Here is a 22861-nt window from a genome sequence, read left to right as displayed (position 1 = left end):
TCAAATAAGGTGTTGAATAATCCTTAGAAATCAGTATTATACGCGCCACCACACAGCGGGTCGTTAGCTCAGTTGGTAGAGCAGTTGGCTTTTAACCAATTGGTCGTAGGTTCGAATCCCACACGACCCACCATTTTTGGCGGTTTAGAAAATCCGGAAGGCCCACGCAAGTGAGGATTTCCGGGTTTTTTTTTGCTTGTTCGAAACGTTATTAAAGGCCCCGGCTCGTGAAGAGTCCGGGGCCTTTTTTGCTTCTCAGGAAATCCTGTCAGGCGCTGTGCTCAATAAAGTACTGACAAATCAGACGATCTTCCCGCAAGCACTGTTCGCTCGCCGGCCTCCCGGTGGCTTCGGAAAAGAACGCCGCCATCGCCCTGCACACGCATTGCTCCTCACGTACCACGCTACCCACCGGGCAAGTGAAGTTGCGCACCATCACACCGCCTTCTTGGGGCACCGCCTCGGTACTCGCGCCCAATGCGTCGGCGGCGGCCATGGCCGCGCGCAGGCCGCTGTCAAAACCCTCAGGCTTGGCCAGGCCTGCACGTTGAGCCAATTGGCGGCCAGTCTGCTCCAGCACATCACCCAGCTCGTCGACGTTGTAGCGGTCCTTCAGGGTGGCCAGCAATTGCGTGAGCAGAATTTGATAAGCCGTTGAGGTGACATCCTCGCTGCCCGGTGCTGCTTCGAAGATCACGGGAGGCTTGCCCACAGTGTTGGGCGGACGGATCTTGCTGCGGCGCACCAACCCCTCCGACTCCAACTGCTTGAGCTGCACGATCACCGCATTGCGGGTCACGGCCAGATGTTCGCAGAGCTGCACCACGGTCAGTGGCTCGCGCTGGAGAAGGTGCAGGATGTCGCTCTTGGTACTCACGGGCGGTCAGGTTCGCTGGCGATGGGGTAGCGAGTATAGCGTTATCAAATCCGGTTTACGGAGCAAAAAACAATAATGACAACAAATATTGTCAATATGGTCTCGCAGTGATTAGAATCCTCCGTGCCATCGCACTGTGCGATCTATAAAAAGGAAATGCCTGATGAGTCTGATACCCAACAATTCACTGGTCACCGCAACCCCCGAAGAGGGGCGCGAGTTGGCTATCAAAATGGCGCGGCTGGTGATCAAGGCTACGCAACCCGATGAAGCGGTACGCGGTCGTTTGCGCGATGTGTATGCCAATGACGCGGCGATGCTGATCAGCATTGGGCACGTGGTCGCGACGGAATTTGCGACGATTGCGGCGGCCAATAAATACTGGAACGTGTAGCGCGACCCGGCAGCCAGCGGTCTCTGCTGGCTTACCGAAACTGACCGGTCATAACAGGGTTTAAAGGTCAAAAAAAGAGACAGTAAAATAACAAAAGTCTTTGATATACATAGAATTGTCCGACAATCCTTCGCATGAAAAACTCTTCATAAACCCCTCGCTCGAACGTTGGTAGCTTCCTCGTCGCTGCCCCACAATTCGAGTCCTAATAATGAATAACAAAACTCTTAAAGGCGCCTTGGCGCTCGCCGTTTCCCTTGCCTCAACCCAGCTGTTCGCCGGTGGTTTCGCGCTCAATGAACAAAGTATCAGTTCAATGGGCACGGGCTATGCCGGTCGTTCCTCATCGGCCGAAGACGCCAGTACCGTGTTCGGCAACCCCGCCGGTATGTCTCGCCTGAAGCAGAATGAAGTCAGCCTCGGTGCGACTTACCTCGATGCCAAAACCGATATCAAAAACGCCAGTTCCTCGCAGTTCGGTGCCGACAACCCAGGCACCAACAAAGGCGACATGGTGCCCGGTATTGCCGTGCCGATGGGCTATCTGGTCACGCCCATCGATGAGCACTGGGCGTTCGGTTTGGGTATCTATGCACCGTTCGGCCTGGTGACCGACTATGAGCACAGCTTCCAGGGCAATGGCTTCGGCAGCAAGAGCAAGGTTTCGGTCATCACCGTGCAGCCGACGGTCAGCTATGCCTTCAACGATAAAGTGTCGGTGGGCTTCGGCCCGACCTTCAACCGCATCAGTGGCGAGCTGGATTCCAATGTGCCGCTGGGTGGCGGCGCGGGCGAAAGCGTGAAGGTCAAAGGCGACGACAACGCCACCGGGTTCAACGCCGGTATCCTGGTGCAACCCCTCGAAAGTACGCGTATCGGCGTGACCTACCACTCGCAGGTGGTGTACCACCTCACCGGCAAGACCCACGCCTCCGGTTTGATTTCCGATGCCTTTGACGGTGGGCCACAGCGCTATGACGCCAGCTTGAACGTCACCACACCGTCTTCGGTCGACTTCTCTGTCACCCATCAACTCAATGACGACTGGACCCTCTACCTCGGCAGCACCTACACCCGTTGGAGCCAACTGAAGAAGATCACGATTAACAACGATGGTGTATCCGACCTCACCGCGCAGTTCGGCGGCCTGGACTCGATCACCGAGCAACAGCACTGGCATGACACCTGGTCCCACGCCATCGGCGCGGCGTATCGGGTCAACAAACAACTGGTGCTGCGGACCGGGTTCTCGGTGGACCAGACGCCCACCAACAACACCGACCGTTCCGTGCGGATTCCTACGGGTGACCGCACTGTTTTCAGCCTGGGCGCCGGATGGACGCCAGTCGACAACCTGACCTTCGATGTGGCGTATTCCTACCTCAAGGAAGAGCCGATCAAGGTCCATCAGAACCTTTCCCAGGTGGGCCTGACCTACGATGCCAAGTATGAAAACAGCGCCAATGGGTTCGGTGGGTCGGTGACTTACCGGTTCTAATGTTCTCAATACCGCAAGGAGCCAGGTTTTTGGCATGGCTCTTTGCTACCTATGTGCTGTCAATCGGCCAAAGACTTGGTTAAATTGAGCATTGTTCAGCTCAAGACAGGGATCGTCATGACCACGCTTTCACCCATCAGCGCAGCCAATACGCTTATCGTCCGGCCGACGGAAACGCCCGCGACGACCCTGGCTCAAAACTTCGAAGTCAGTGCGAAGAGGCCCTCTTCAGTCGTCAATCTGGGTAACGTCGTCTCCGATACGCTTGCCAACACCTATTCCCGTCGCGGGCAATTGCCGGGTCAAGAGACCGTGCGCGCCTGGGAAAGTGACAGCCAGGACGCGCTCAGCAAATCGCTCAACGCCAACTTCAACTCGCAGTCGACGGCCAACCGCTTCAACGGCTTGGGCGCCGGCCTGATTGCGCAGTTCGCCAAGGACGGGGCAGGGGTTTCCCAGTCGGTGATGTTCGCGAGTGCCGACCGCGCGGCGAACGCGGGTGAAATCAAACTTGATCAGGCTCTGCTGCACACCAAGGCCGACAACCTGATCAGCCTCAGCATCAAGACCGCCAGCGGCAAGACCGTTACCTTCAGCCTCTCGAGCCAGAAAGATGGCCTGGGTGTGCAGGCCACGGTAGACGGTGGCACCTTGAGCGATGAGGAGCTCAAGGCCGTCGGCAAACTGGGCAGTGCCTTCCAGTCTGCCGTGGATGGGTTGACCGCAATGCCGCCGAAGCTCGACCTGAGCCAACTGACGCAGTTTGATACCAAGCTGCTGGCGTCGGTGGACCTCAATGCCACGCTCAAATCCCTGGACGGTCAGGACCTGAGCCTGGCCTTCCATGCCGATAGCCAGAGCCGCACCACCCGCATGAGTGGCCCGCTCGGCGAGTTGAACCTGGCCGTCGACCTGAAAAACGCCGCGATCCTCGGCAACGCCAAGCAACAAGCCAAGGCCCTGCAAAGCTATCTCGCCCAATTCGACCGGGCGCAGGAGCGCGGCACTGCCAAGCCAGAGCTGATGGCGATGTTCAAAGACGCCTTCAGCGCCATGAACAGCCATTATCCACAGGGCGTTACCCTGCCCGAAGCGTTGACACGCAATTCGACTGACCAAGGCTTTCTGACCGGTTTGGCGGACTTCAAGGCATCTATCAAACAGGCTAGCGAATCGCCTAACCCGATGCGCCCGTCTGAGGTGGACAGTTTCGCCTATGAGGTTTCGCAAAAGACCCGCATCGGCGGCAACAGCACCTTGGATCGCAGTGTCAGCCAGGACCAGCAGTCGAGCCTCTCCGCGAGTTTCCATAAAGGGCTCAAGGGCGGCAAAGCGCCAGCCCTGGACGGCAACGCAGAGTCGCAGAACTATCGCTACGTGCAAGTGCAGGACAACGCCAGCAGTTCGGCCAGGCTCTCCTACAAAGATGGCCTGCTGGCCAGTGCAACCCTCGATCAAAGTGCCAGCCAGAACACCCGCACGCAGCAATATGCGATGGGCAAGTTGGTGGAAGACACCACGGTGCCGAAAGAGGCGTCGGTCAAGCGCGACTACCTGGTGCTGCTCGAATACGCGGCCAAGGAAAGCAAAAGGTCCAAGGATGCGCTGGAGGAGTCCACGGTGAAGGAAGCCCTGGCCAACCTGCATGCTTCGGTGCTGTTGCAGGAAGATCCGTCCGCACTGGCACGCTGACACGGCTGTAAAAAAGGCGCCTCCAGTGATGGAGGCGCCTTTTTTTTGCCCGACAGACACACCTGCGATTACCAGATTAGGCTTTTGAAAGCCTTGGATATTCTGTAGCCTTGCGCAGCTTCACTTTAACCCGTGCTTGATGAACACAATCACTTCGTCCGGCGGCGCCCGAAGGGCTCCAGAGCCGGTGGTACACTCGACTTTCGCGCAGCTGCGCCTGCAGGTCTTGCGAACATGACGCAAATTTCCGAACGCCTTCTGGTTCAGGCCCACCTCGACGCCAAACAGCCCAAGGCTCTCAGCGCCGATGAAGAGGCGAGCCTGCGTACCGCCATCGCCGCCGAGCTCAAGGCTCAGGACGCGGTGCTGGTTGCCCACTTCTACTGTGACCCGGTGATTCAGGCTCTGGCCGAAGAAACCGGCGGCTGCGTTTCCGACTCCCTGGAAATGGCCCGCTTCGGCGCCGCCCACCCGGCCAAGACTGTGCTGGTCGCCGGTGTGCGTTTCATGGGTGAGACCGCCAAGATCCTCACCCCCGAAAAACGCATCCTCATGCCGACCTTGGAAGCCACGTGTTCTCTGGACCTGGGTTGCCCGGTGGAGGAATTCTCGGCGTTCTGCGACCAGCATCCCGAGCGCACCGTGGTGGTGTACGCCAACACCTCAGCGGCGGTCAAAGCCCGGGCGGATTGGGTGGTGACATCGAGTTGCGCGCTGGAAATCGTCGAAAGCCTGATGGACAACGGCGAGACGATTATCTGGGGGCCGGACAAACACCTGGGCACCTACATCCAGCGCCAGACCGGTGCCGACATGCTGCTGTGGGACGGTGCCTGCATCGTCCACGAAGAGTTCAAGTCCAAGCAGTTGGAAGACATGAAGGCGCTGTACCCGGAGGCCGCCATCCTCGTGCACCCTGAGTCGCCGACCTCGGTGATCGAACTGGCGGATGCCGTAGGTTCGACCAGCCAATTGATTGCTGCCGCTCAGCGCCTGCCGAACAAGACCTTCATCGTTGCCACCGACCGCGGCATTTTCTACAAGATGCAGCAGCTGTGCCCGGACAAGGTCTTTGTGGAAGCGCCTACCGCCGGCAACGGCGCTGCGTGCCGCAGTTGCGCGCACTGCCCGTGGATGGCGATGAACACGCTGGAGCGCACGCTGCAGTGCCTGCGTGAGGGCAGCAACGAGATCTTCGTTGAGCCGTCGGTGATCCCGCAGGCAGTGCGCCCGCTCAAGCGCATGCTTGATTTCACTCAGGCTGCCCGCCTGAAGCTGGCCGGCAACGCCTGAGTCGCTACTTTTTCTGTTTGGGGATGCGAACCAGCTGGCTGTCGGAATAGATGTCATGCCAGCTGCGTTTGCGCTTATCAAACAGCGACCAGATGAACCCCAGCCCAACGCACAACCACGACGCAATCGACACCACAAAGCGCAACAGCGCCTGCCACAGGCTGATCCGCGAGCCATCGGCGTTCTGCACGCGCACGCCCCACACCTGCATGCCCAGGGTCTGCCCGGAATGGGTCCAGAACTTGGCGAAGAAGCCGAACAGCACGAATAGCAGAATCGTTGACAGCAATGGGTCGCCGTCCAGCGCGCCGGATTCGGTGAGGGTACGCATCTTCGCCTCGCCGACAAACGCGATCCAGATCAGCTTGTAGATAAACGCCGTGACGATCAGCAGGGCAGTGCACAACAGGAAGTCATAGAACATCGCTGCCAGGCGACGGCCCAGGCCAACGGCGGGGAACTCGCCTTGGGGACTCAGCTGGGGTTTTGACATGGCAGGGCTCTCTTGTTAAAAAGCCATTTTACGAGCAAACGCACATAAAAAAGCCCCTGATGTCACCATCAGGGGCTTTTTGTCGCAGGAGGGATCAGCCTTCTGCTTGTACTAGGTCAGCCTGCATGCCTTTTTGGCCTTGCACAGCAACGAACGTCACTTTCTGGCCTTCTTTCAGGCTCTTGAAGCCGTTGCCCTGAATAGCGCGGAAATGCACGAACAGATCCGGACCGCTCTCTGGAGTGATAAAACCAAACCCTTTTTCGTCGTTAAACCACTTGACGGTACCGCTCTGACGATCAGACATTTTCTTCTTTCCTTTGACGCTAAAAATTAATGACAGCCCCTTTCGCATGAAAGAGTACTGGGCTGGATTGCAGGAAAGTAAGACGTCGAACGGGTTGTAGCGCAACTACTTCAGCTACTGCCCAGGTCCAGGTTCAAAGCGACCCATGCAAACACAGTGGACAAACTCTACGCCAACTAATGGAGAAAAAACAAGCCCTGCCAAAAGCCCAGGTTTTGCTTGGGCTTATGGCACTTGGGTGGATGTAGTGGATCCCACTTATTCGATAGAGTTGATCACTTGTTATAGCTTGGTCCCTATAAGAAAGACTATCGGGAGTGCACTGTTTTATGGCGATTGCGTTACAAATTAGTGCGCGTTAACGCAATCGCGTTACTTATAGAAACAGTCAATCAGCCACGGTAGTAACGTTGCGGCACAAATGGCAATTTACTTACACGAAGTGGCACCTTTTTCCCACGTACCAACGCAGAGACTTCGGTATCCAGTGCGATGAAGGCACTGTCCAGGTAACCCATGGCCAGCGGGCCGCCCAGGGTCGGACCGAAGCCGCCGCTGCACACGCTGCCGATCACGGTGCCGTCTGCGTCGACGATTTCTGCACCTTCACGCACCGGCGTGCGTTCTTGTGGCAACAGGCCTACACGTTTGCGGCTCACACCGGCTTGCTGCTGGGTGAAGATCTTGTCTGCACCTGGGAAGCCGCCAGCGCGCGCACCCTCGGCACGGCGGGCCTTGGAAATTGCCCACAGCAGGCTGGCTTCGATCGGTGTGGTGTCGGTGTTCATGTCGTGGCCGTACAGGCACAGGCCGGCTTCCAGGCGCAGCGAATCGCGGGCGCCCAGGCCGATGGCCTGCACTTCGGTCTCGGCCAGCAGGCTGCGGGCCAGGCTTTCGGCGTTGGCGGCAGGCACGGAGATCTCGAAGCCGTCTTCGCCGGTGTAGCCCGAACGGCTGACATAACAGTCCACGCCCAGCAGGCGCAGCGTGGCGAACTGCATGAAGGTCATCTTGGTGACTTCCGGCGCCAGGCGCGCCAGCACCTTCACCGCTGCCGGGCCCTGCAGGGCTAGCAGGGCGCGCTCTTCAAACAGTGGCTCGATGGTGCATTGGTCACCGATATGTTGGCGCAGGTGGGCCAGGTCCTGGTCCTTGCAGGCGGCGTTGACCACCAGGAACAGTTCGTCGTTACCCAGGTTCGCCACCATCAGGTCATCGAGAATACCGCCCTGGTCATTGGTGAACATCGCGTAGCGCTGCATGCCCACCGGCAGGTCGATGATGTCGACCGGCACCAGGGTTTCCAAGGCTTTAGCAGCATTGGCTCCGGTGAGGCGGATCTGGCCCATGTGGGACACGTCGAACAGCCCGGCCTGATCACGGGTGTGCAGGTGTTCCTTCATCACGCCCAGCGGGTATTGCACCGGCATGTCATAGCCGGCGAAGGGCACCATGCGTGCGCCCAGCTCGATGTGCAGGGCGTGCAGAGGGGTTTTCAACAGGGTTTCGGTGGACATATTCAGCTCCTGAAAAACGTGCTGGCGCGCCTTGGGCGTCAGCACTCGATAATGTTGACCGCCAAACCGCCACGGGCGGTTTCCTTGTATTTGCTTTTCATGTCAGCGCCGGTCTGGCGCATGGTGCGGATGACCTTGTCGAGGGACACGAAGTGCTGCCCATCGCCGCGCAAGGCCATGCGCACCGCATTGATCGCCTTGACCGAGCCCATCGCATTGCGTTCGATACAGGGCACCTGCACCAGCCCGCCAATCGGGTCGCAGGTCAGGCCGAGGTTGTGCTCCATGCCGATTTCGGCGGCGTTTTCCACCTGGGAAACGCTGCCGCCCAAGACTTCGCACAACGCGCCGGCCGCCATGGAGCAAGCCACGCCGACCTCACCCTGGCAGCCGACTTCGGCGCCGGAGATCGACGCATTTTCCTTGTACAGAATGCCGATAGCGGCGGCAGTGAGCAGAAAGCGCACCACGCCATCTTCGTTCGCGCCGGGGATAAAGCGCATGTAGTAATGCAGCACCGCCGGCACGATCCCGGCCGCGCCGTTGGTGGGCGCCGTGACCACGCGGCCGCCGTTGGCGTTTTCTTCGTTGACGGCCAGGGCGTACAAGTTGACCCAATCCAGCACTGACAGCGGATCACGCAGCGCCGACTCCGGGTGTTTGCACAGTTGGCGATGCAGGGCTGCGGCGCGACGCTTGACCTTCAAACCACCGGGCAGAATCCCTTCGTTACGACAACCTGCGTCCACACAGTCCTGCATCACCTGCCAGATTTTCAGCAGCCCGGCGCGGGTTTCCGCTTCAGGGCGCCAAGCGCTTTCGTTGGTCATCATGACCTGGCTGATGGACAACCCGTAGGTGGTGCAATGGCCGAGAAGGTCTTTGGCATGCTTGAAAGGAAAGGTCAGCGGTGTGGCGTCTTCGACAATCCGGTCGGCGCCGGCGGCGTCTTCATCCACCACAAACCCACCACCGACCGAATAATACTCGCGGCTGCGGATCTGGATATTGGCCGCATCGAAGGCGCGGAAAATCATGCCGTTGGGATGGTAGGCGAGGGGTTTGCGAATCATCGCCAGGTGTTCTTTCTCGTTGAACGCAATGCTGTGTTCCCCGAGCAAATTCAGGCGCCCGTCCTTGCGCATCTGCGCCAGGCGGGTGGCCACGGTTTCGGTATTCACGGTGTCCGGGTGTTCGCCTTCCAGACCCAGTAGCACGGCCTTGTCGCTGCCGTGGCCTTTGCCGGTGGCGCCCAGCGAGCCGTAGAGTTCCACCTTGATGCCGGTGGTGGCGCTCAGCAGGTTGTCACGCTTGAGGCCCTCGACGAATCGGGCGGCAGCGCGCATCGGGCCGACGGTGTGGGAACTGGAGGGGCCGATGCCAATCTTGAACAGGTCGAACACGCTTAAAGACATGAGTTGTTCTCCGGTTTCTTATTATTGGATACCTGGACCTCTGTAGGAGCGAGCTTGCTCGCGAAGAACCCACAGGCACCGCGTTCCTTCAGGATGGTCGCGGGGGGCCTCAGGTTTTTCGCGAGCGAGCTCGCTCCTACAAGGTTATGCGTAGCTCTCGATCGACGGGCACGCGCACACCAGGTTGCGATCACCAAACACGTTATCCACACGCCCAACCGGCGGCCAGTACTTGCCTTCGATCAACGACGGCACCGGGTACACCGCCTGCTCGCGGGTGTACGGGTGGGTCCACTCACTCACCAATTCAGCGGCGGTGTGCGGCGCGTTCTTCAGTGGGTTGTCGTCCTTGTCCAAGGTGCCGTTTTCCACCGCGCGGATTTCTTCGCGGATGGCAATCATCGCGTTGCAGAAGCGGTCCAGTTCTTCCTTGGATTCGCTTTCGGTCGGCTCGATCATCAAGGTGCCGGCCACCGGGAACGACATCGTCGGCGCATGGAAGCCGAAGTCAATCAGGCGCTTGGCCACGTCGTCCACGCTGATGCCGCTGCTGTCCTTCAGTGGGCGCAGGTCGAGGATGCACTCATGTGCAACCAGGCCATTGCTGCCGGTGTAGAGCACGGGGTAGTGCTCTTCGAGGCGACGGGAAATGTAGTTGGCATTCAGGATCGCCAGTTGCGAAGCGCGCTTGAGGCCTGCGCCGCCCATCATGCCGATGTACATCCAGGTGATCGGCAAAATACTCGCGCTGCCAAACGGCGCCGCACACACCGCGCCTTCCTTGCGTTCCATGGCCGCGTGGCCGGGCAGGAACGGCGTGAGGTGCGACTTGACGCCAATCGGGCCGACGCCCGGGCCGCCACCGCCGTGGGGGATGCAGAAGGTCTTGTGCAGGTTCAGGTGGGACACGTCGCCGCCGAACTTGCCCGGTGCGCACAGGCCGACCATGGCGTTCATGTTGGCGCCGTCGATGTACACCTGGCCGCCGTTTTCGTGAATGATGCCGCAGATTTCACGGATACCTTCTTCGAACACGCCGTGGGTGGACGGGTAGGTGATCATCAGCGCGGCGAGGTGCTCGCGGTGCTCGATGGCCTTGGCGCGCAGGTCTTCGATGTCGACGTTGCCGCGTGCATCGCACGCAGTCACGACCACGCGCATGCCTGCCATGTTGGCGGTGGCCGGGTTGGTGCCGTGGGCCGACGAGGGGATCAGGCAAATGTCGCGGCGCTCATCGCCACGGCTCTGGTGATAGGCACGAATAGCCAGCAAGCCTGCGTATTCGCCTTGGGAACCGGCGTTCGGCTGCAGGGAGATCGCGTCGTAACCCGTCGCCGCGCAGAGCATGGCTTCCAGGTCGCTGGTCAGCTCCAGGTAGCCGGCACTTTGCTCGGCCGGGGCGAACGGGTGCAAGGCGCCGAACTCGGCCCAGGTCACCGGGATCATTTCACTGGCGGCGTTGAGCTTCATGGTGCACGAGCCCAGCGGGATCATGGTGCGGTCCAGCGCCAGGTCCTTGTCGGCCAGTTTGCGCAGGTAGCGCATCAGCTCGGTTTCGGAGTGATAACGGTTGAACACCGGATGGCTGAGAACTGGCGACTGGCGCAGCAGGGCGGCTGGCAGCGTGCTTTCAGTTTGGGCGAAAGCGGGCAGGGCCTTGCCGTCGGCAAAGATCGCCCACAGGGTTTCGATATCGGCCTGGGTGGTGGTTTCGTCCACCGACACACCCACACGCTCGCCATCCACCACACGCAGGTTGATGCGCTGGGCACGGGCCTTGTCGTGCAGCGCGGCAGTGTTGGTGCCGGTGTTGAGGGTGATGGTGTCGAAGAAGTTTTCCTGCTCGACCTTCAGGCCCAGGGCGGTCAGGCCCTTGGCCAGGATCGCGGTCAGCTGGTGCACACGCTGGGCAATCTGGGTCAGGCCTTTGGGACCGTGGTACACGGCGTACATGCTGGCGATGTTGGCCAGCAGCACCTGGGCGGTGCAGATATTCGACGTGGCTTTCTCGCGGCGGATATGTTGCTCGCGGGTCTGCATGGCCAGGCGCAGGGCCGGCTTGCCGAAACGGTCGACCGACACGCCGACCAGACGGCCCGGCATGTCGCGTTTAAACGCATCCTTGGTGGAGAAATACGCCGCGTGCGGGCCACCGAAGCCCAGCGGCACGCCGAAGCGTTGCGCGCTGCCGATGGCCACGTCGGCGCCGAACTCACCCGGAGGGGTCAGCAGGGTCAGGGCCAGCAGGTCGGCGGCCACGGCCACCAAGGCATTGGCGGCATGGAAGCGCTCGGTCAGTGCGCGGTAGTCGAACACGTCACCGTTGCTCGCCGGGTACTGCAGCAGGGCGCCGAAGAACGGGCTGACGTCGGTCAGTTCACGTTCATCGCCCACCACCACGTCGATGCCCAAGGGCTCGGCGCGGGTACGCAGCACGTCGAGGGTTTGCGGGTGGCTGTGGATCGAGGCGAAGAAGGCGTTGCTGCCCTTGTTCTTGCTCAGGCGCTTGCAGAAGGTCATGGCTTCGGCGGCGGCGGTGGCTTCGTCGAGCAGGGAGGCGTTGGCGATCGGCAGGCCGGTGAGGTCGCTGATCAGGGTCTGGAAGTTCAGCAGCGCTTCCAGGCGGCCCTGGGAAATCTCGGGTTGATACGGGGTGTAGGCGGTGTACCAGGCCGGGTTTTCCAGCAGGTTGCGCAGGATCGGCGACGGCGTGTGGCAGTTGTAGTAGCCCTGGCCGATGTAAGTCTTGAACAGTTGGTTCTTGCCGGCGATGGCCTTGATCTTGGCCAGGGCCTCGGCTTCGCTCAGGCCGTCTTCCAGGCCGAGCACGCTGGTGCCCTTGATGCTTTCCGGGATCACGCTGGCGCTCAGGGCTTCCAGGGAGTCAAAGCCCAGGCTGGCGAGCATCTGCTGCTCGTCTTCCGCGCGCGGGCCGATGTGGCGGGCGATGAACTCATTGGCGGTGGTCAGTTGAACAGTCATGGCGCGCTCCTCAGGCTTCAGCGTTGGCTTTGATCAGGCGGTCGTACGCGTCCTGATCCAACAGTTTAGCGACCGCACCGGCATCGGCCGGTTTAAAGCGGAAGAACCAACCTTCGCCCATCGGGTCTTCGTTGACCAGCTCCGGGCTGCCATCCAATTTGTCGTTCACTTCAAGGACTTCACCGTCCAAAGGCATGTACACGCCGCTGGCCGCTTTGACCGACTCAACGGTGGACGCCTCGGCGCCCTTGTCATAGGCCTGCAACTCCGGCAGTTGCACGAAAACCACATCACCCAGCGCGTTCTGCGCGAAAGCGGTGATACCCACGGTGACGCTGCCGTCGGCTTCGGTGCGCAGCCATTCGTGATCTTCAGTGAAACGCAACTCGCTCATGGAAACTCCTCAGGGCCAGATTCGTCTGGTGGACGGGATTGGAATAATGGGGAGTTGCTTAGCAATATCGCGGCCAATCTCATTAATTCGTTATAAATCAATAAGTTAATAAAATTGGTTATTGCACGATGCCAATTGTCTGTAGCGATTTCGCTACAGTTGGGCAGGCGAAAAAAAGCCTATGCGGATCAAAGCCTTGCATGGCACGTAAAAAATAGGGCTGTATCGATATCGTTCCGCTGTAGCGCTTTCAGTACAGCCGATGTCGTTCTCAGACCAAAATCTGGAATGCAACCTTCTGTAGGAGCCTTTTCTAACCCCAGTTCAGGGCTTATTGGGAATGCCGTACTTGCGCAGACGATGGGCAATCGCCGTGTGCGAGGTCTGCAACCGGCTGGCCAGTTGGCGGGTCGAGGGGTAGCTGGTGTATAGCGTTTCCAGCAGATTACGCTCGAAGTCTTCCACCGCCTGTTCCAGGCTGTCGATTTCACCGTCGCTCTGGCGCGCCACTGACGTGCCGGCGATGTCCAGGTCGCCAATGTCCACCAGGCTGCTTTCGCAGATGGCAGCGGCGCGGAAGATCACGTTCTGCAATTGGCGCACGTTACCCGGCCAGCGGTTGCCCAGCAGTGCCGGGTAAGTACCGGGTGCCAGGCGGCACACCGGGCGCTGGATCTGCGCGCAGGCCTGCTGCATGAAGTAGCGGGCCAGCAACAGGATGTCCTGGCCGCGTGCGCGCAACGGCGGTACTTCGACGTTGAGCACGTTGAGGCGGTAGAACAAGTCTTCGCGAAAGGTGCCTTCGCTGACCATTTTTTCCAGGTCGCGGTGGGTGGCGCTGAGGATGCGCACATTGACCTTCACTTCACGGTCGCCGCCGACGCGCCGGAAGCTGCCGTCGTTGAGAAACCGCAGCAGCTTGGCCTGCAAGTACGGTGACATCTCACCGATCTCATCCAGAAACACCGTGCCCTGGTTGGCCAGCTCCATCAGCCCCGGCTTGCCACCGCGTTGTGCGCCGGTAAAGGCGCCCGGCGCATAACCGAACAACTCGCTTTCCGCGAGGTTTTCCGGCAGTGCCGCGCAGTTCAACGCCAGAAAGGGCGCACTGTGGCGCGCGCTGATCGCATGGCAGGCACGCGCCACCAGCTCTTTGCCGGTGCCGGTTTCGCCCTGGATCAACAACGGTGCGTCCAGCGCCGCCACCCGCTGCGCGCGGGCCTTGAGCGTGCGGATGACCGGGGATTCACCGAGCAGTGCATCAAAGCCTTCGGCGTGGTCATGGTGCAGCGCCGACAGTTGTTCGCCGATGCGATTGGGTTGGTAGAGGGTGAGCAGGGCGCCGGCGTCAGTGATCGGCGTGGCGTCCAGCAGCAGGGTCTGGCCGTTGACGCTGATCTCCCGCAGGGGCAGGCGAAAGCCATGTTCCAGCAAGGTGTCGAGCAGCGCCGGGTCATTGAACAGCTCGCTGATGCTTTCGCCGGCTGGTTCACGCCCATACAGGGCGATGAGCGCCGGGTTGGCCAGCAGGATCTTGCCCGCGCTGTCCAGCGCCAGCACCGGGTCGGTCATGGCGGCCAACAGGGCGTCGAGTTGCAGGTGGCGGCGTTGGCCTGGGAGGATGTCCACCACGGTGACGGCCTGTACGCCGTGCACGCTGAAGAGGGCGTCGCGCAGTTCTTCAAGCACCTCGGCGCTGAGGGTCGGTGCGTCGATGTAGACATTGGGCGGCACCATTTCTACCGCATCCAGGTTGAGATTGCGCCCACCGAGCAGGGCCAGGACTTCCTGGGTAATGCCGACGCGGTCGATGAAGCTGACGTGGATACGCATGGGGCGCTAACAATTCTGGGGAGCGAGAGGCGGCAAGTATGCCAGAGGTGAAAACTGTAGGAGCGAGCTTGCTCGCGAAAAACGTCAACGATAACGCGGGTTGCTTGAATGCACGCGTTGATCTTGCGTTCTTCGCGAGCAAGCTCGCTCCTACAGGGGGGCGGTTATTCCAGGTGCTCGGGTTTTACCGGGTCCCCAGGTTTCACATCCAGTTGATGCCGAACATCCTCGAACATCAGGTCGTACTGCTTGTGCATCGAGCCGTTCAACACGGCAATCTTCGGCATGCCGTATTTCTGCGCGATGTTCATCGCATGCCGGGCAAAGTCGAACGCCTGGTCCTTGGGCAGGAAAAACTCCTCCTTCAGGTCCTTGCCCTGCACCGAGCCATGCAGCTTGAACAGCATCCCCTTGCCTTCCTTGGGGTCCTGGCTGACTTCGTAGTCGATGCACAGGTTGTAGCTGTAGTCCTGCGCATTCAGCGCGTGGCGTTCAACGTGCAAGTGACCCGGTTCAAAGGTGGCCATAGGCGTCTCTCCTCTACTTCACAGATAGGTGATGCCAGGTGTTGCCGTGCTGATGCGCGTACCGGCGCTGCCCTGGACGATGGCTTCGATGTCCGAGAGTGAACCGATGACGGCGGTTTTGCCAGTCTGGCGGGCGAACTCGCAGGCGGCTTGTACCTTGGGGCCCATGGAACCGGCGGCGAAGCCGAGTTTTTCCATTTCGTCGGGGTGGGCCTGGCCGATGGCCTTCTGGGTCGGTTTGTCGAAGTCGATAAAAGCCGCGTTGACGTCGGTGGCGATCACCAGCAGATCGGCGTCCAACTGCGAGGCCAGCAGCGACGAGCACAGGTCTTTGTCGATCACCGCTTCGATGCCCTTGAGCTTGCCGTCCTCACCGTACATCGTAGGAATGCCGCCGCCACCCGCGCAGATCACGATGCTGCTTTTTTCCAGCAGCCACTTGATCGGGCGGATTTCAAAGATGCGTTTCGGACGCGGGCTGGCGACCACGCGACGGTACTTGTCGCCGTCCGGTGCAATGGCCCAGCCTTTTTCGGCGGCGAGCTTCTCCGCTTCGGCCTTGGAATACACCGGGCCGATAGGCTTGGTCGGGTTCTTGAAAGCCGGGTCCTTGGCGTCCACTTCGACCTGGGTGAGCAGGGTGGCGAAGGGCACTTCAAAGTCCAGCAGGTTGCCCAGTTCCTGTTCGATGATGTAGCCGATCATGCCTTCGGTCTCGGCGCCGAGCACGTCCAGCGGGTACGGCGAGACCTGGGTGTAGGCCGCAGCCTGCAATGAGAGCAGGCCGACCTGCGGGCCATTGCCGTGGGCGATCACCAGTTCGTTGCCGGGGTGGATCTTGGCGATCTGTTCGGTGGCGATCCGGATATTGGCGCGTTGGTTGTCCGCCGTCATGGGTTCACCACGGCGGAGCAGGGCGTTACCGCCCAGTGCAACGACGATACGCATAGCGTCTGTCCTTTTTCAAAGCAGCGGGGGAGCGGGCTCCCCCGAAGAAAGGGTTACAGGTCGGCCAAGGTCGACACCAGGATCGCCTTGATGGTGTGCATGCGGTTTTCCGCTTGCTCGAAGGCGATGCAGGCCGGCGACTCGAACACGTCGTCTGTCACTTCAATGCCATTGGCCAGGTGCGGATACTGCTCGGCAATCTGCTTGCCGACCTTGGTATCGCTGTTGTGGAACGCCGGCAGGCAGTGCATGAACTTGGTGCGTGGGTTGCCGGTGGCTTTCATCAGCTCGGCGTTCACTTGGTACGGCAGCAGTTGCTCAATACGCTCGGCCCAGGCTTCCACGGGCTCACCCATGGATACCCACACGTCGGTATGGATGAAGTCCACGCCTTTGACCGCGGCTTTCGGGTCGTCGGTGAGGGTGATGCGCGCGCCGCTTTCTTCCGCATATTTTTTGCAGCGGCCGACCAGGTCATCGTGAGGCCACAGGGCTTTCGGCGCGCAGATGCGCACGTCCATGCCGAGCTTCGCGCCCACCAGCAGCAGCGAGTTGCCCATGTTGTTGCGGGCATCGCCCAGGTAGGCGTAGCTGATCTCATGGATCGGCTTGTCGGCGTGTTCACGCATGGTCAGCACGTCGGCGATCATCTGGGTCGGGTGATATTCATCGGTCAGGCCGTTGAACACCGGCACGCCGGCGAACTTGGCCAGCTCTTCAACGATCTCCTGCTTGAAGCCACGGTATTCGATGGCGTCATACATGCGCCCGAGTACGCGGGCGGTGTCCTTCATGCTTTCCTTGTGGCCGATCTGCGAGGAGCCCGGGTCGATGTAGGTGACGTTGGCGCCTTGGTCATAGGCGGCCACTTCGAAGGCGCAGCGGGTGCGGGTGGAGGTTTTTTCGAAGATCAGCGCGATGTTGTTGCCTTTGAGGTGTTGCTGTTCGGTGCCGGTGTACTTGGCGCGCTTGAGGTCGCGGGACAGGTCCAGCAGGTAGCGCAGCTCGCGCGGGGTGTGGTGTTCCAGGCTGAGCAGGCTGCGGTTGTGAATGTTGAACGCCATGATGATTCTCCTAGGATTCGGTGATCTGCCTGGCCGGTGTCTTATGGACGCCGGCCAGGGATGGTCGCTTAGTAGTCGATAGGGTCGCGGATGATCGGGCAGGTCATGCAGTGGCCGCCGCCACGGCCACGGCCCAGTTCACCGGCACTGATGGTGATGACTTCCACACCAGCCTTGCGCAGCAGGGTGTTGGTGTAGGTGTTGCGGTCATAACCGATCACCACGCCGGGCTCCACGGCCACCACGTTGTTGCCGTCGTCCCACTGCTCGCGTTCAGCGGCGAAGCTGTTGCCGCCGGTCTCGACGACGCGCAGCGCCTTGAGGCCGAGGGCCGCGGCGACGGTGTCGAGGAAGTTGGTTTTCTCGCGTTGGATATCGATGCCGTGAGGCTTGCTCTCGTCAGGGCGCAGGGTGAAGGCGACGATCTGGTTGACCACTTCGGGGAAGATGGTGACCAGGTCGCGGTCGCAGAAGCTGAACACGGTGTCCAGGTGCATCGCGGCGCGGGATTTCGGCAGGCCGGCCACGATGACCTTTTCCACTGCCTTGTTCTTGAACAGGTTGCGCGCCAGTTGGCCGATCGCCTGGTGGGACGAACGCTCGCCCATGCCGATCAGGACTACGCCGTTGCCGATGGGCATTACGTCGCCGCCTTCCAGGGTGGAGGCGCCGTGTTCCTGGTCGGGGTCGCCGTACCAGATCTGGAAGTCCGCGTTGGTGAACTCGGGGTGGAATTTGTAGATGGCGGTGGTCAGCAGGGTCTCTTGGCGTCGCGCCGGCCAGTACATCGGGTTCAACGTCACGCCGCCGTAGATCCAGCAGGTGGTGTCACGGGTGAACTGAGTGTTGGGCAGCGGCGGCAGGATGAAGCTGGAATGCCCGAGGAAGTCGCGGAACATCTCGATGGTCTTGCCACCGAAGCTGCTCGGCAGGTCATCGGCCGACACGCCACCAATCAGGAATTCACTGATTTTGCGCGGCTCCAGGCTGCGCAGCCAGGAGCTGACTTCATCCACCAGGCCCAGGCCGACGGTGTTGGCGGTGATTTTTCGCTCCAGGATCCAGTCCAGCGCGTCGGGGATGGCGACGATATCGGTGAGCAGGTTGTGCATTTCCAGCACATCAATATCCCGCTCGCGCATCTTGGTCACAAAGTCGAAATGGTCGCGCTTGGCCTGGGCCACCCACAGCACGTCATCGAACAGCAGTTCATCGCAGTTGTTGGGGGTTAGCCGCTGGTGGGCCAAGCCTGGGGAGCACACCATGACTTTGCGCAGTTTGCCGGCTTCGGAATGTACGCCGTACTTCACTTTTTCCGTGGTCATTACAGATCCTCCAGTGAACAAAAGATTCAGGTGTTACAGGGTCAGGAAGCCGTCGTAGAGCCCATAGGCCGCCACCAGGGCGCCAATGACCACTGCGGCGAAAATCAGCTTCTCGACGTTGGTGAAAATCGGTTTGCCCAGTTCACGCTTGGCCTTGGCGAACAGAATCGCGCCGGGCGCATAGAGCAGGGCGGAGAGCAGCAGGTATTTGGTGCCGCCGGCATACAGCAGCCAGATCGCGTAGATCAGGGCGATGGCGCCGATGAACAGGTCTTTCTTGCGCTCTTTCAGCGCGTTTTCGTAGGTCTCGCCACGCACCGCCAGCAACAGGGCGTAGGCCGCCGACCACAGGTAAGGCACCAGGATCATCGAGGTGGCGAGGTAGATCAGTGACAGGTAAGTGCTGGCGGAAAACAGCGTGATCACCAGGAACAGTTGCACCATGGCGTTGGTCAGCCACAGGGCGTTGACCGGCACGTGGTTGGCGTTCTCCTTGCGCAGGAACTCCGGCATGGTGTGGTCCTTGGCGGCGGCGAACATGATCTCCGCACACAGCAGCACCCACGACAGCAGCGCTCCCAACAGCGAGATGATCAGGCCGACGCTGATCAGCACCGCGCCCCAGTGGCCCACCACATGTTCCAACACGGCGGCCATCGATGGGTTTTGCAGCTTGGCCAGTTCGGGTTGGGTCATGATGCCCAGGGACAGCACGTTCACCAGCATCAGGAACAACAGCACGGTGATAAAACCGATCACCGTGGCCTTGCCCACGTCGGAGCGTTTTTCCGCACGGGACGAGAAGATGCTCGCGCCTTCGATGCCGATGAACACCCAGACGGTGACCAGCATCATGTTGCGCACTTGGTTCATCACACTGCCCAGGTCGGGGTTTTTCACACCCCAGATGTCAGCCGTGAAGATCTCCAGCTTGAACGCAAACAGCGCGATCAACACGAACAGCACCAGCGGCACGACCTTGGCGACTGTGGTCACCAGGTTGATGAACGCCGCTTCCTTGATGCCGCGCAGCACCAGGAAATGTACGGCCCACAGCAGCACTGAGGCACCGATTACTGCAGCAGGGGTATTTCCCTCTCCAAATAGCGGGAAGAAATAACCGAGGGTGCTGAACAAGAGTACGAAGTACCCCACGTTGCCCAGCCAGGCACTGATCCAGTAACCCCAGGCGGACGAGAAACCCATGTAGTCGCCGAAACCGGCCTTGGCGTAGGCGTAGACCCCGCCGTCGAGGTCGGGCTTGCGGTTGGCGAGGGTCTGGAACACAAACGCGAGGGTCAACATGCCGATGGCGGTAATCACCCAACCAATCAACACCGCGCCGACATCGGCGCTGGCGGCCATGTTCTGCGGCAGTGAGAAGATCCCGCCGCCGATCATCGAGCCCACGACAAGTGCAACCAGTGCGCCGAGTCGAAGTTTTCCGGGAGATTCAGACATTGCATAACTCCAATGCAGGAGAAGAGAGACCACAGAATAATTCCGTGCGCTATTCAAACAGCTGACTCAGATCACTTCATTGGCACATTCCATTGTGAATTAATGACTTAGGCTGGAAACTCGTGGGCGATATAAATCCTCGGAGAGGTGCTTTGCAGAGCGCTTCTCTCGCTTTATGGTTAATCTATTAGTCAGGTCCGTGGACGTTTGAAGCTAGACCGTATTTCCAGATGTGCAAACTTTTTGAACGAAGTTTCACCAAAGCGCTATAAGCGTAATGCGTGTGCAGTATTTAAATTCTAAATAAGCCTAATTGTGTGTAACTGACATGCCATTACGTTATGACCGTGTCAGTTTTATCGCCTTCTCTAATAAACGCTACACTCGCTGAGTTAATTAGTTGAGTGCACGGTTGTCGGCTCAAACAGTTATTGACCAGGAGTGTGTATGTCCCAACCGGCCCAGAAACTTCGACTCAGCGCCTTGATCGCCCTGGTGGTGGGCTCGATGATCGGTGGCGGGATTTTTTCCTTGCCGCAGAACATGGCTGCCCGCGCCGAGGTGGGGGCCGTGCTGATCGGTTGGGCAATCACCGCCGTCGGCATGTTGACCCTGGCATTCGTGTTCCAGACCTTGGCCAACCGCAAGCCCGAGTTGGATTCAGGGGTGTACGCCTACGCCAAGGCGGGTTTCGGCGACTACATGGGGTTTTCATCGGCTTGGGGCTACTGGATCAGCGCCTGGATGGGCAACGTTGGTTACTTCGTGTTGCTGTTTAGTACCCTCGGCTACTTTTTTCCGGTGTTCGGCCAGGGCAACACACCGGTGGCCATCGGCTGTGCGTCGCTGCTGCTGTGGGCCGTGCATTTCCTGGTGATGCGCGGGATCAAGGAGGCGGCGTTCATCAACCAGATCACCACCGTGGCCAAGATCGTGCCGTTGCTGATGTTCATCGTGATCGCCGCCGTGGCGTTCAAGGCGGATATCTTCACCCGCGATATCTGGGGCCTGGGCAACCCTAAGATCGGCAGCGTGGTGGACCAGGTGCGCAACATGATGCTGGTCACCGTGTTTGTGTTTATCGGCATCGAAGGCGCCAGTGTCTACTCGGCGCGGGCTGAGAAACGCTCGGATGTGGGCCGCGCCACGGTGATTGGCTTCCTGGGGGTGCTGGCGTTGCTGGTGCTGGTTAACGTGCTGTCCCTGGGGATCATGAGCCAGCCGGAATTGGCGCAATTGCAAAACCCGTCCCTGGCGGGTGTGTTGGAACATATCGTCGGCCCCTGGGGGGCGATGGCGATTAGCATCGGCCTCGCGGTGTCGCTGCTCGGCGCCTTGTTGTCGTGGGCGCTGCTCTGCGCGGAAATCCTCTACGCCACCGCCCATGACAAGACCATGCCGGCCTTCCTGAAAAAGGAAAACGTCAACCAGGTGCCGGTCAATGCGCTGTGGCTGACCAATGTGATGATCCAGCTCTTTCTGGTGATCACGCTGTTTTCCCACAGCACCTACACCACCCTGATCTACCTGGCTTCCTCGATGATCCTGGTGCCCTACCTGTGGTCGGCCGCCTATGCGGTGCTGTTGAGCGGGCGCGGCGAAACCTATGAAGGCGCCCACGGCCAGCGCATGAAGGACCTGCTGGTAGGCCTGATTGCCCTCGGCTACGCCGTGTGGCTGCTCTACGCCGGGGGCTTGAAATACCTGCTGCTGTCGGCGCTGTTGTATGCGCCGGGCGTGATCCTGTTTGCCCTCGCCAAACGTGAGCAGGGCCAGCCCTTGTTTACCCACATGGAAAAAGGCATTTTCAGCTGCGTGATCGCCGGCGCAGGGTTGGCGGCGTATGGCTTGTACAGCGGGGTGTTGTCGTTGTGAGACTGGCGTATCAGCCGCCCTACGATTGGGCGGCAATGGTGGGGTTTCTGTCGGCGCGGGCGATCGGCGGGATGGAGACGGTCGAGGCGGGCGTGTACCGGCGCAGTATCCGCCTCGGCGCACAGCATGGCTGGATCAGCGTGGCAATGGGGGATGGCGATTGGCTCGACGTGGAGGTGGATTTTCCAGAAGCGGCGGCTTTGCCTGAGATCGAGCGTCGCCTGCGCGCTATGTTTGATCTGGATGCCCAACCCCAGTTGATCAACCCGCAACTGGCGACGGACCCATTGATGGCGCAGTTGGTTGCGGCGCGTCCGGGCTTGCGTGTACCGGGCACCTGGGATGGCCTGGAACTGGCGATTCGCGCGGTGCTGGGCCAGCAAATCACCGTGGTGGCCGCGATTCGTCTGGCGGGCAAGTTGGTGACTCAATACGGCCAGCCATTGGAAACCCCGCACGCCGGTATCACCCATGTATTTCCCACCGCCGAGGTGTTGGCGGCGGCTGACCTGGCGACGCTGGGCATGCCCAAGGCACGTGGGCGGACCTTGTCGGGTGTGGCCCAGGCGTTGCTGGATGATCCTCGATTGTTCGAACCCCAGGCCAGCCTCAAGGCCGGTGTGGCGCGGTTGGTGGCGTTGCCAGGCATTGGTGATTGGACCGCGCAGTACGTCGCCATGCGCCAGATGCGCGAGGCGGATGCATTTGCCTCGGGGGATATCGGGTTGATCAATGCGCTGGCGGCGTTGGAAGGTGGGCCGGTGAGCCCACGCCAGTTGCTGGCGCGGGCTGAGGCTTGGCGACCGCTCAGGGCGTATGCGGCGCAGCACTTGTGGACGTCGTTGCAGCGGGCGGATTAAGAGTGCCTGTACCGGCCTCTTCGCGAGCAAGCCCGCTCCCACATTCGACCGCATTCCATGGAGGTACTCGGTCAAAATGTGGGAGCGGGCTTGCTCGCGAATGCGG

The 22861-nt window shown here is 60.3% G+C and carries 19 protein-coding genes and 1 tRNA gene; 7 read left to right on the top strand and 13 right to left on the bottom strand.

Features of this window, described 5'->3' with window-relative positions:
- Nucleotides 1–57 precede the first annotated feature (57 nt).
- Nucleotides 58–133: transfer RNA gene (locus CI807_RS30760), tRNA-Lys, on the top strand.
- A 135-nt stretch (nt 134–268) separates the two neighbouring features.
- On the opposite strand, the gene CI807_RS30755 is transcribed toward CI807_RS30760, so the two are convergent.
- On the bottom strand, nt 269–877 hold the full coding sequence (locus tag CI807_RS30755) for a metalloregulator ArsR/SmtB family transcription factor (RefSeq protein WP_095017436.1): 609 nt from the start codon (nt 875–877) through the stop codon (nt 269–271).
- A gap of 163 nt (nt 878–1040) precedes the next feature.
- Here CI807_RS30755 and CI807_RS30750 point away from each other — a divergent pair, with 163 nt between their 5' ends.
- From CI807_RS30750 to nadA, 4 genes are all read left to right on the top strand, one after another.
- Nucleotides 1041–1271, top strand: a complete 231-nt coding sequence (locus tag CI807_RS30750) for a hexameric tyrosine-coordinated heme protein (protein WP_033902227.1) — start codon at nt 1041–1043, stop codon at nt 1269–1271.
- A gap of 211 nt (nt 1272–1482) precedes the next feature.
- Nucleotides 1483–2769: an OmpP1/FadL family transporter gene (locus CI807_RS30745; RefSeq protein WP_095017435.1), complete on the top strand. Its 1287-nt coding sequence runs from the start codon at nt 1483–1485 to the stop codon at nt 2767–2769.
- Between the two features lie 117 nt (nt 2770–2886).
- Complete coding sequence (locus tag CI807_RS30740) at nt 2887–4461, top strand: lactate dehydrogenase (protein WP_256578689.1); 1575 nt, start codon at nt 2887–2889, stop codon at nt 4459–4461.
- Nucleotides 4462–4695: 234 nt separating this feature from the next.
- Nucleotides 4696–5754 carry a quinolinate synthase NadA gene (gene nadA / locus CI807_RS30735; RefSeq protein WP_095017434.1) on the top strand — a complete coding sequence of 353 codons (1059 nt, stop codon included), beginning with the start codon at nt 4696–4698 and terminating at the stop codon, nt 5752–5754.
- A 4-nt stretch (nt 5755–5758) separates the two neighbouring features.
- Here nadA and CI807_RS30730 read toward each other — a convergent pair whose 3' ends face one another.
- The 12 genes from CI807_RS30730 to arcD (CI807_RS30675) all read right to left on the bottom strand — a co-directional run bounded on the left by CI807_RS30730 (nt 5759) and on the right by arcD (CI807_RS30675) (nt 20020).
- On the bottom strand, nt 5759–6247 hold the full coding sequence (locus CI807_RS30730) for an RDD family protein (RefSeq protein WP_095017433.1): 489 nt from the start codon (nt 6245–6247) through the stop codon (nt 5759–5761).
- A 94-nt stretch (nt 6248–6341) separates the two neighbouring features.
- A complete protein-coding gene (locus CI807_RS30725) occupies nt 6342–6554 on the bottom strand; it encodes a cold-shock protein (RefSeq protein ID WP_095017432.1) in 213 nt (70 codons plus the stop codon).
- A 392-nt stretch (nt 6555–6946) separates the two neighbouring features.
- A complete protein-coding gene (gene gcvT / locus CI807_RS30720; protein WP_095017431.1) occupies nt 6947–8071 on the bottom strand; it encodes a glycine cleavage system aminomethyltransferase GcvT in 1125 nt (374 codons plus the stop codon).
- 38 nt (nt 8072–8109) lie between these two features.
- A complete protein-coding gene (locus tag CI807_RS30715) occupies nt 8110–9486 on the bottom strand; it encodes an L-serine ammonia-lyase (protein WP_095017430.1) in 1377 nt (458 codons plus the stop codon).
- Between the two features lie 144 nt (nt 9487–9630).
- Nucleotides 9631–12468 carry an aminomethyl-transferring glycine dehydrogenase gene (gene gcvP / locus CI807_RS30710; RefSeq protein WP_095017429.1) on the bottom strand — a complete coding sequence of 946 codons (2838 nt, stop codon included), beginning with the start codon at nt 12466–12468 and terminating at the stop codon, nt 9631–9633.
- A 10-nt stretch (nt 12469–12478) separates the two neighbouring features.
- Nucleotides 12479–12862, bottom strand: a complete 384-nt coding sequence (gcvH, locus tag CI807_RS30705) for a glycine cleavage system protein GcvH (protein ID WP_095017428.1) — start codon at nt 12860–12862, stop codon at nt 12479–12481.
- Nucleotides 12863–13186: 324 nt separating this feature from the next.
- A complete protein-coding gene (locus tag CI807_RS30700) occupies nt 13187–14695 on the bottom strand; it encodes a sigma-54-dependent transcriptional regulator (protein WP_095017427.1) in 1509 nt (502 codons plus the stop codon).
- 164 nt (nt 14696–14859) lie between these two features.
- Nucleotides 14860–15222: a DUF5064 family protein gene (locus CI807_RS30695; protein ID WP_095017426.1), complete on the bottom strand. Its 363-nt coding sequence runs from the start codon at nt 15220–15222 to the stop codon at nt 14860–14862.
- A gap of 18 nt (nt 15223–15240) precedes the next feature.
- The gene (gene arcC / locus CI807_RS30690; protein WP_095017425.1) at nt 15241–16170 is read right to left on the bottom strand and encodes a carbamate kinase; all 930 of its coding nucleotides are present in this window, start codon (nt 16168–16170) and stop codon (nt 15241–15243) included.
- Between the two features lie 53 nt (nt 16171–16223).
- Complete coding sequence (locus CI807_RS30685; protein ID WP_095017424.1) at nt 16224–17234, bottom strand: ornithine carbamoyltransferase; 1011 nt, start codon at nt 17232–17234, stop codon at nt 16224–16226.
- Nucleotides 17235–17302: 68 nt separating this feature from the next.
- Entirely contained in the window at nt 17303–18559 is a 1257-nt protein-coding gene (gene arcA, locus CI807_RS30680; protein ID WP_016975433.1) for an arginine deiminase, read from the bottom strand.
- A gap of 33 nt (nt 18560–18592) precedes the next feature.
- Nucleotides 18593–20020 carry an arginine-ornithine antiporter gene (gene arcD / locus CI807_RS30675; protein WP_095017423.1) on the bottom strand — a complete coding sequence of 476 codons (1428 nt, stop codon included), beginning with the start codon at nt 20018–20020 and terminating at the stop codon, nt 18593–18595.
- Nucleotides 20021–20467: 447 nt separating this feature from the next.
- Between arcD (CI807_RS30675) and arcD (CI807_RS30670) the strand changes: the two genes are divergently transcribed.
- The gene (gene arcD / locus CI807_RS30670) at nt 20468–21895 is read left to right on the top strand and encodes an arginine-ornithine antiporter (RefSeq protein ID WP_095017422.1); all 1428 of its coding nucleotides are present in this window, start codon (nt 20468–20470) and stop codon (nt 21893–21895) included.
- The gene (locus CI807_RS30665; protein ID WP_095017421.1) at nt 21892–22755 is read left to right on the top strand and encodes a DNA-3-methyladenine glycosylase; all 864 of its coding nucleotides are present in this window, start codon (nt 21892–21894) and stop codon (nt 22753–22755) included. Before arcD (CI807_RS30670) ends, CI807_RS30665 begins: the two co-directional genes overlap by 4 nt.
- The last annotated feature ends 106 nt before the right edge of the window (nt 22756–22861 follow it).

The organism is Pseudomonas sp. NS1(2017), from assembly GCF_002269425.1.
In the GTDB taxonomy this organism is placed as follows: Bacteria; Pseudomonadota; Gammaproteobacteria; order Pseudomonadales; family Pseudomonadaceae; genus Aquipseudomonas; species Aquipseudomonas reactans.
Note: the sequence above shows the minus strand (reverse complement) of the source record. Positions and strands in the feature narration are given on the sequence as shown.

Bases quoted from the DNA above. Each gene is read 5' to 3' on its own strand.
- arcC (WP_095017425.1), bottom strand. From the start codon at position 16,170: ATGCGTATCGTCGTTGCACTGGGCGGTAACGCCCTGCTCCGCCGTGGT.
- CI807_RS30740 (WP_256578689.1), top strand. From the start codon at position 2,887: ATGACCACGCTTTCACCCATCAGCGCAGCCAATACGCTTATCGTCCGG.
- CI807_RS30725 (WP_095017432.1), bottom strand. From the start codon at position 6,554: ATGTCTGATCGTCAGAGCGGTACCGTCAAGTGGTTTAACGACGAAAAA.
- gcvH (WP_095017428.1), bottom strand. From the start codon at position 12,862: ATGAGCGAGTTGCGTTTCACTGAAGATCACGAATGGCTGCGCACCGAA.
- arcD (WP_095017422.1), top strand. From the start codon at position 20,468: ATGTCCCAACCGGCCCAGAAACTTCGACTCAGCGCCTTGATCGCCCTG.
- nadA (WP_095017434.1), top strand. From the start codon at position 4,696: ATGACGCAAATTTCCGAACGCCTTCTGGTTCAGGCCCACCTCGACGCC.
- arcD (WP_095017423.1), bottom strand. From the start codon at position 20,020: ATGTCTGAATCTCCCGGAAAACTTCGACTCGGCGCACTGGTTGCACTT.
- CI807_RS30750 (WP_033902227.1), top strand. From the start codon at position 1,041: ATGAGTCTGATACCCAACAATTCACTGGTCACCGCAACCCCCGAAGAG.
- CI807_RS30685 (WP_095017424.1), bottom strand. From the start codon at position 17,234: ATGGCGTTCAACATTCACAACCGCAGCCTGCTCAGCCTGGAACACCAC.
- arcA (WP_016975433.1), bottom strand. From the start codon at position 18,559: ATGACCACGGAAAAAGTGAAGTACGGCGTACATTCCGAAGCCGGCAAA.
- CI807_RS30715 (WP_095017430.1), bottom strand. From the start codon at position 9,486: ATGTCTTTAAGCGTGTTCGACCTGTTCAAGATTGGCATCGGCCCCTCC.
- gcvP (WP_095017429.1), bottom strand. From the start codon at position 12,468: ATGACTGTTCAACTGACCACCGCCAATGAGTTCATCGCCCGCCACATC.
- CI807_RS30730 (WP_095017433.1), bottom strand. From the start codon at position 6,247: ATGTCAAAACCCCAGCTGAGTCCCCAAGGCGAGTTCCCCGCCGTTGGC.
- CI807_RS30700 (WP_095017427.1), bottom strand. From the start codon at position 14,695: ATGCGTATCCACGTCAGCTTCATCGACCGCGTCGGCATTACCCAGGAA.
- gcvT (WP_095017431.1), bottom strand. From the start codon at position 8,071: ATGTCCACCGAAACCCTGTTGAAAACCCCTCTGCACGCCCTGCACATC.
- CI807_RS30695 (WP_095017426.1), bottom strand. From the start codon at position 15,222: ATGGCCACCTTTGAACCGGGTCACTTGCACGTTGAACGCCACGCGCTG.
- CI807_RS30745 (WP_095017435.1), top strand. From the start codon at position 1,483: ATGAATAACAAAACTCTTAAAGGCGCCTTGGCGCTCGCCGTTTCCCTT.